This window comes from Moorena sp. SIO3I6 (assembly GCF_010672095.1).
In genome coordinates, this window is the sequence record NZ_JAAHHU010000214.1 from 1 (window position 1) to 8,667 (window position 8,667).

At 46.0% G+C, this 8,667-nt stretch carries 6 protein-coding genes; 3 read left to right on the forward strand and 3 right to left on the reverse strand.

Translation table 11 applies throughout. The annotated features are described in order from the left end of the window. The first annotated feature begins 823 nt into the window (after positions 1-823). Positions 824-2,803 carry an AMP-binding protein gene (locus tag F6K49_RS31595; protein ID WP_293103008.1) on the forward strand — a complete coding sequence of 660 codons (1,980 nt, stop codon included), beginning with the start codon at positions 824-826 and terminating at the stop codon, positions 2,801-2,803. Between the two features lie 710 nt (positions 2,804-3,513). After that, on the forward strand, positions 3,514-3,963 hold the full coding sequence (locus tag F6K49_RS31600; RefSeq protein WP_044495479.1) for a YlqD family protein: 450 nt from the start codon (positions 3,514-3,516) through the stop codon (positions 3,961-3,963). 145 nt (positions 3,964-4,108) lie between these two features. Here the strand turns inward: F6K49_RS31600 and F6K49_RS31605 are convergent, their stop codons facing one another. Further along, positions 4,109-4,591 carry a hypothetical protein gene (locus F6K49_RS31605; RefSeq protein WP_293103011.1) on the reverse strand — a complete coding sequence of 161 codons (483 nt, stop codon included), beginning with the start codon at positions 4,589-4,591 and terminating at the stop codon, positions 4,109-4,111. Between the two features lie 162 nt (positions 4,592-4,753). After that, a complete protein-coding gene (locus F6K49_RS31610; protein WP_293070787.1) occupies positions 4,754-5,497 on the reverse strand; it encodes a PEP-CTERM sorting domain-containing protein in 744 nt (247 codons plus the stop codon). Positions 5,498-6,132: 635 nt separating this feature from the next. On the opposite strand from F6K49_RS31610, the gene F6K49_RS31615 reads away from it, so the two are divergent. Then, on the forward strand, positions 6,133-7,443 hold the full coding sequence (locus F6K49_RS31615) for a dihydrolipoamide acetyltransferase family protein (protein ID WP_293045485.1): 1,311 nt from the start codon (positions 6,133-6,135) through the stop codon (positions 7,441-7,443). A 151-nt stretch (positions 7,444-7,594) separates the two neighbouring features. Here F6K49_RS31615 and F6K49_RS31620 read toward each other — a convergent pair whose 3' ends face one another. Then, positions 7,595-8,524 carry an NF038130 family PEP-CTERM protein gene (locus tag F6K49_RS31620; protein WP_293103014.1) on the reverse strand — a complete coding sequence of 310 codons (930 nt, stop codon included), beginning with the start codon at positions 8,522-8,524 and terminating at the stop codon, positions 7,595-7,597. Positions 8,525-8,667: the final 143 nt, after the last annotated feature.

Below are 8,667 nucleotides of genomic sequence, written 5' to 3' on the forward strand. Positions count from 1 at the left end.
TGAGTTCTGTGGGATGTACCGTAGTACCGCAGCCATAATTCATCTCCGCCATCAGTGGAGGAATTTTCAGTCCTGGCAGTTGTAAGGGGCTACTTTGGACACAACACAAACCAACTTGGGGTGTTTGAGCGACTTCAGAATAAAATTCAGCAGTTGTTTCGAGATAGGTCATCTGAATCCTTTACTTGGCAAAGATGGTAATGCTATTGATAGTAGGGTGGAAATTGAAAACTAATTTTGAACCAGTATAGTTCCTCAGTTGAGCTTTAATGCTACAAAATTCATGTATCGTCTGATACCAAATCCCGGTTCAAAACCCCGTTGATTATTTTGATCATCTAGTCAGCGAAGCGCAGACTTTGTCATCTTCGAGAAGGCTTCCCCTATGTCTAGCCGCTATTTATTATTGGTTTAGGCTAAAGGGAAGCTATAAGTGGGATTTGGAATTAACTTGCTGTTGCAGGCTTTTAATCCAATTTGTCTTCAGGCAAGCAACGGTAGAATACCTTGCCTCACCCTTAGATGCTATTAAACTCATGCCAGATGAATTTTTAGAGTAGTACACCATGAATTTTTACTGAGATTACCACGCGATCGCTCATGCTTAGGGCATAGGATGCTGGGGTAATCAGGTGATTAGCTCATGGGGTGACTCTGGTGACTATGGTGACTCGGCTAACTCTGGTGAGTGTGGACTATTCTACGAGTGATTAACCAGACTTCATCTAAGACAGAAACTATAGTGTCCACTCAACACTGCCAATCACCTCTAAGCAGAAGAGTATGGTAGAAAGAGCTACCGAAGCAATCAGGGAGTTGATGAATGTCGAAAAACCAGTATGCAGAACGCCTCAGACAACAAGAGAGAGTTTACCTCAAGCGTGTTGCTGATTACTCTTCACTAGAGTCGATACCAGAAATCTGGCCCCTTGCTGCCCAACGCTTTGGGTCAATCATTGCTCTGCAAGACCCTCACGCTGTGGGAGCTCATGGTGCTCCAGCTTCGACCCTGACCTATACCCAGTTGCAGGAGCAAATCGAGCAATTTGCGGCTGGATTACAATCCCTAGGCTTCCAGCCAACACTGGATGAGAAGGGTATTCCTACCCGAATTGCGTTATTTGCTGATAACTCTCCTCGATGGCTAGTTGCCGATCAGGGTATCATGAGTGCAGGAGCAGTAAATGTGGTGCGCTCAGGTCAAGCAGAACGGCAGGAATTGCTTTATATTCTCGAAGATAGCGGTAGCACTGCTGTGGTGCTAGAAAACCTCAAAACTTTGGAAAAATTAGGCGATCGCTTGGATGGGCTACCCATTGAATTAGTGATTCTCCTTTCTGAAGAACAACCAGTATCGACCGGATCATCCCGACAAATTGTTAACTATACTCAACTCATGGAAGCCGGGGCATCTCGGTCTCTGACCAAAGCTAACCATAACCGGGAAACCTTGGCAACTCTGCTGTATACGTCTGGTACCACAGGCAAACCCAAAGGGGTGATGCTGAGCCATGGTAATCTCCTGCATCAGGTCAACACCCTTGGTGCAGTAATAGAAATCCAAAAAGGCGATCGCGTTCTTTCTATCCTGCCTACCTGGCACGCCTACGAACGCTCAGCGGAGTATTTTCTATTATCTCAGGGTTCCACCCAGATTTACACCAACCTGCGCCATGTCAAAAAAGACCTTAAAACCTTCAAACCTAACTTTATGGTCGGAGTACCCCGACTGTGGGAATCGATTTATGAGGGGGTGCAAAAGCAGTTTCGTGAGCAACCCCAAGGTAAGCAGAAATTAGTCCAAAACCTGCTAGGGATCAGTCAACGCTACATCGAGGCACGACGGCTTGCTCAGGGGTTGACCTTAGATAATTTAAATCCTTCACCAATCCAAAAACTATTGGCCACAGTGCAAGCTTCCTATTTATGGCCGGTTCATCAATTAGCCAATAAACTAGTTTATCAAAAAGTCCGGGAAGCCACTGGGGGAGAAATCAAGCAAGTCATTAGTGGTGGGGGTTCCTTAGCGAGGCACTTGGATAACTTCTTTGAGATTATTGGTGTCGAAGTCCTAGTCGGCTATGGCTTAACCGAAACCTCTCCCGTTACTAATGCCCGGCGTTCCTATCGTAACCTGCGTTTTAGTGCTGGACCACCTTTACCGGACACTCAAATCCGGATTGTTGACCCTGAGACTCATCAGCCTTTACCCCAAGGTCAAACAGGCTTGGTGATGGTAAAGGGAGCACAGGTAATGCAGGAATATTATCACAAACCAGAAGCTACCGCTAAGGCAATTGATCGAGACCGGTGGTTTGATACAGGGGATTTAGGTTGGGTGACCCCCCAGAATGATTTGGTACTCACTGGCAGAGCCAAAGATACTATAGTTCTTACCAATGGGGAAAATATCGAGCCACAACCGATAGAAGATGCTTGTTTGCGTAGTGCTTACATTGACCAGATTATGCTGGTTGGTCAAGACCAAAAGGCATTGGGTGCTTTAATAGTACCAAATTTAGATGCCTTGCAAGGGTGGGTAGCGGCTCAAAATCTTCCCCTTGACGTATTCGCTCAAGATGTTGATTTAAATATTAAAGAGGTTCAGACGTTATACCGGACTGAATTAAACCGAGAAGTCCAAAATCGACCAGGTTATCGCCAAGATGACCGCATCAGCACCTTTAGGCTAATTCTAGAGCCGTTTTCCCAGGAAAATGGCATGATGACTCAAACCTTTAAAATCCGACGACCTGTAGTCACGGAACGCTATCGCGCTATCATTGACGCGATGTTTGCGTGAAGTACCCCAACCTGCTTGACCAAAGGCCATGGGATTGCTCGCATTCTCAGGTCAATTCAGGGACGGTCTTATTCGTCTTATCGGCAAAGCCGACGCTACGCGAACGGGTTTCCCGCGCGCGTCCCCGACGCCTAAACCAGAGGCGCGACCCTAGGCCGGGGAACCCGGCCTAGGAGGCGCGCGGCTGCTGGAATTGGTCGTTGACGAGGCGTCCACAGGCAGACATCCGCCTTCTATCGACGTATAACTTTTACGACAGACTTACCATGGAATTACAGCTCTATGGCTAACCAGCCGGGGCAAGTCTCTTCCCGGAGACGAAACCTTAGAATAAGGCAGCCTTAATCATAAAGTTTTAACCCTTTTACGCATAGCCGACCAACCATAAAGGCTGCCTTATTCTTGCGGTAACTTCTGACCCTGAGCTGGAGCTAGTACTTTGTACACCTTTCATAAGGTAGCCTTTTAGTCAGTCAGGCGGGTCAACGACCAAATTGATTATATCACGAATCGTCGTAAGTTGTAGTCTCGCTATCCATCCCCACCGTCAAAGAAGGTGGGGAATTCCGCGAGTTTCTGTTAAAACGTTAGAAGGTTTAGAGGTGCGGGCCTCGAACCTTGAGACTGAACCTCAATCTTCTTTCTCAGAATTATTGAGCAATATAACCAGTCACACTCTCAATCCCTCAAACTTACATAGTGGAACGCATATGGACGACTCTAATAAGAACTTACTCTTGAAACGGCCAATTAATATCAAAGCCATCGTTACCCCTCGATGGAAGGAAGAGGTTCAGCAACAACTACAAAATCAAATCAACCAACTCGACGGCCAACTGCAACAGATTGATCTGCAGGGACAAAAAGCGATCGCTGAGATTAAAAACCAGAGCGTGAATCCTCCTGGTCCTCAGGTATCGCAACAAATTGAAAGCATTCAAACCCAGGTCAATCAAAAGAAAAGTGAACTGCTAGAGCAGAAAAACCAGCAACTTCAGCAACTACAACAAGTCCAAACCCTCGAACTCGACCAGGAAGTTAGTCAAGGTCAGCTAGAAAGCTTCTTCAGGGTGGAAGAGGGAGATAACCTAGTCAAAAAGATGAACGTGGAAATTCTGCTGCGGGATGGGGTTATCGAAGAAATTCGCGGTGATATTTAGTACGATGTCAAGGCTGAATTAATAGCTACAGATTAAGGAAAAGGTCACACCAGATGAATAGACACGGATAGACAGATAGTTGGTTATCTGTCTATCCGTGTTTAAAAGTGTATTGTCTTTCACCCCTTTGCCATTGAGCCAGCGATTACTGGCAAAATTCCGTAGACCAATCCTGATGACCCCGTCCCTCTCGACAGGTAAACTGTTGACCAGCCCACATGATCTGCCACTGTTTGCCAGTTTGGGCTGATTTGTTGGGGGATAACTCAATACGATACCGGATGCCACGTACAGAGTCATCCGGTAAACCCGTTTGAGTGATGGTGACTACCGCTTGATCAGGTTTAGGATAATCTACCTTGACCTGTTGATCAAAGTTTCCTTCAATCAACAGTGATTGGTTTTGACCAAAGGTAGATAATGCGATCGCTTTTGGATCGGCACCAATCAGCTGATCAGGTGTTGCCTTATTGGCTAGGTCAATGGCTTTGTAGTCTTCTCGCTTGGTCTGGACATTAGCAGGAGACTCAGTTGGTTTGGGTTCAGGGGGTTTGCTAATCAGATTGCAAGCACTCAGGATTAGGATAATACCTGTAAGCACGGTCAAGGAAAGTTTTTTGTTAAGCATTTCATACCAACTTGCATTCAATAGAAATCAAGCTAACTTGTCGGCTGTTGACAGTCAACAGTCAAAGCTCAAAACTCGACATTCAACGGTCAACACTTAACACTTAACACTCCACAAAACAGATTATTCCCTTAACCCAAGTCCATCTAATTACTGATGGTATTATTTATAGCGCTTGAACACTGACCCTGCACCCATAGCACCCAACATCAACAGACCCAATGTCGAAGTTGGTTCGGGAACTTTCTTAGAAGGCTTAGGGGGATCTGGGAAATCGCGAAACTTGATGCCAGAGACCGCACCACTTCCTGGTAGTTTAATATCTAGCTTGGTCACTGAATATTCAGGAAGATAGCTGAAATCGTAAGTGGATAGGGAGTTGTCTGTCCCAAGTGTTAGTGATTGTTTCTCTGTTGTGCCATCCTTCAGAAAGGCTTCCAGATATCCGTTTGTATTATTTAGATTCTCATCAATGTCTATAAGGGTGACATAATCGAGAGAAACGGGTTTATCAAAAGCAAAGGAAATGATGCCACCGCCAGCCCAGTCGTCAGGTTCTTCATTTGTGTTCTCATTGATAATTAAGACGTTACCCTGTGGCTTCGTCCCAAATGAAGGTCCCGTGGCTAAGTCAGCGTCTCCACCGCTGCATGTAATCCCAAAATCAGGTCCGCAATTGCTGTTGAATAACCTTAAGGGATGATTAGACCCTTTATTACTGGTTATATGCACACCGAATTTTGCCCATTGCTCACCAATATTTGTTTTAGTTCCCGCCTGGAGAAGGTTACCAGCATCATCCTTTTCAAAATCCAGTAAGTATGTATCAGCTAGAGCGGGATTAGCACCTACTGTTACCAAAGTAACTAAGGCTGCTGTGAGCGTAAGTGTTGATAACTTTTTCATGGTTTTTAAACCCTTAAATACTTACTGAATTTTAGCGTTTTAATCGTTTTTTTTTATTTTTTTGGAGAGTTTTAATTAACGCTTTCCATCTAATTTTACGTTCCAAAGTATATGATAATAGTGATCTTATGTTGGCTTACCTTATCTGTTAGGTATAAGTTTCCTCTCTTGGGATAAATTATTCATTTATTCAATGTGTGAGTCTATTAATTAAAGATTTAGTGAAGTGACCTTCATTCGGGAACCAAAATCGATACAATTTAAGATTATACTAAACTAGATATTAGACTGACCCTGTCAGCCGTCAAGGGTACCTATAATGAATTGTGGGAATTTTTGATCAAAAGTTCCCTACTCCCTACTCCCTACTCCCTACTCCCTACTCCCTGCTCCCTTTGCTAGATAAGAGCTTTTAGTTAAAAGCCATGAGCATGTATAGAGTGATTGGTAGCTACCCACTCCCCTAATCCCTAATCCCAAGGACAAACAGGATATCCGTATTGTAGAAAACCATGGAAGCCCGCCTCATGGTTTCTTTACAGAGTACGATGGCTTTCTGGGGCTTATTCAAGTTACAATGCAAGCTGGCATAATGTTTTTGCTAGCTCTCTAGAATTGATTTAGAAGACCACCCCATGATTCACGAAGTTTTCATGCCCGCCCTCAGTTCAACCATGACCGAAGGCAAAATCGTTTCCTGGGAAAAATCTCCCGGAGACAAAGTCGAAAAAGGTGAAACCGTGGTGGTGGTTGAGTCGGATAAGGCTGATATGGACGTTGAGTCCTTTTATGAAGGATATCTTGCCACAATCACGGTATCAGCTGGTGACTCTGCTCCGGTGGGAGCCCCGATTGCTCTGATTGCGGAAACGGAAGCGGAAATTGAGGCAGCTAAACAACAAGCTGCCCAATCTACACCAGCTACTGACACAGCAACGCCTCAGCAAGCAACGGCCTCAACCCCAGAACCGGTACAGACAGCTCCCGCTGCCATTGCTGATACTCCCAGCCGCCGTAATGGCCGAATTATTGCTTCTCCCCGAGCTCGTAAACTAGCGAAGGAATTACGGATTGATCTGAATACCTTGAGAGGAAGTGGTCCCCATGGCAGGATTGTGGCTGAGGATGTGGAAGCAGCAGCAGGTAAAGTGAGTACTCCCCCGGCACCAGTAACCACCACCCCAGCACCACCCCCGACACCGGCTGTAATGCCCACTCCCATCCCAGCAACTATGCCAGCGCCTCTGCCAGCACCTGCTGCGGCTGTACCCCTGGGAGAAGTGGTGCCGTTCAATACCCTGCAAAATGCAGTGGTGCGGAATATGATGGTCAGCCTGCAAGTGCCTACCTTCAGGGTTGGTTACACCATCACGACCGATGAGTTAGATAAGTTATACAAAAAAATTAAGCCTAAGGGTGTTACCATGACCGGGCTGCTGGCTAAGGCAGTAGCGGTTACCTTGCAGAAGCATCCCTTGGTCAATGCTAGTTATACCGAACGGGGAATTCAGTATCACAGTTCGATTAATGTAGCTGTGGCTGTGGCAATGGCTGATGGTGGATTGATTACCCCAGTATTGCGCCATGCGGAGCAGCTGGATATTTATTCTCTGTCTCGCACTTGGAAAGATTTAGTAGACCGTGCCAGAACTAAGCAGTTGCAGCCAGAGGAATATAATTCCGGTACTTTCACCCTATCCAATTTAGGAATGTTTGGTGTAGACCGGTTTGATGCGATTTTGCCCCCAGGACAGGGTTCTATTTTGGCCATTGGTGCATCCCGTCCTACGGTAGTAGCTACCCCTGACGGCATGATGGGAGTAAAGCGTCAGATGCAAGTGAATATTACCTGTGACCACCGGATTATCTATGGTACTGATGCTGCAGCGTTCTTGCAAGACTTGGCGAAGTTGATTGAAACTGATCCGCAGTCGTTAACTCTATAAGCCATTAATCGTAGGGTGGGCAGTGCCTAGCAACGCCCTTTGCAAGCTTGATTATCTGTCTGGTGCACTGCCCACCCTACATGAACTGCTTGATCACTCAGAGGGGCGCACCGTTGTGCCCCCCTCTCAATAATATTGTTCACTATTTCCCTTAACAGTTAGCTTTTCGCAATTTCCCTCCAGCAGTAAACAAACCAGCCACAGCGATTAGACCAAGCACAGTAGAGGATTCAGGTACATCTTGTGGTTCCGATGAAGACGGTTCTGGAGGAGCGCCAAGGAAGCCCACTTGGTAGGTGGCATTGTGAGATGTACCATCTTCTAGGTTGACTAGCCCAGATGGTGTGGGAACGAAACCGTAAAGGTATTCAGTTTTGCCATCGTATTCAACCTTGACAATTTCACTAGCCCTTATACTAGGTGGTAATGGTAGTTGAAAACCAGGCGATAAAAGAGCCATCATCTGTTCCAACTGATCAAACGTATCTTCGAACGCATCTCGAGCATCAAGGTGACCTGCTAGCCCAATGCTAATGTGGCCTGTTGCGTTTTGGTTGACGTAGGAAATATTGGGATCGCTAAATCGTTGCAATCCTCCATTATCGCTAAATAGTGTATAGAATTCATTAACTATGAAATTGCTGCTAGCATAAGATCCAAGACCGTGTGCAGTTAAGGCATCACTGACCCACTCCTGACCTAAGGTTATGCCATCACTATCAAGATCACTGTTCCAGTCAGCTAATGTCAGACTGCTCAAGGTGATGTCCTTACCACCGATGTCACCGGTTAGGCTTGTGACATCGGTATAGGTGGCAAAGTCGCTGTTGCTCAGAGTTTCACTGCTGGCAAATAGCTCTACGTTTCCACCAGGGTCACTAGCGTCACCTTGCAAGATAGTTGACAAAATAGCATTTGGAGCTTCATAGGTATTCGTACCGTCAGATGCATACTTGAGGTAGTCACTACCTTCCAGGGTCGCTCCCGTGAGGCTTCCAGCAACAGCTGGGGTAGTGGCGATCGCACTCATACCGGCAATAATTGAGGCTCCGAGCCACATTTTCATTACTGTGCTTTTCATTGACATGTCTCCCGATACTTTTTAGCTATCAAAATCTACTTTGCCGATTTTAGCCCACTAATGCAAGCTGCTTAAGCAGCCAGGGGGTATCTCCCAAGGCCAAGATAGGTTTTGTTCCGCTCAAGGCGCAATTATCTGTGTTA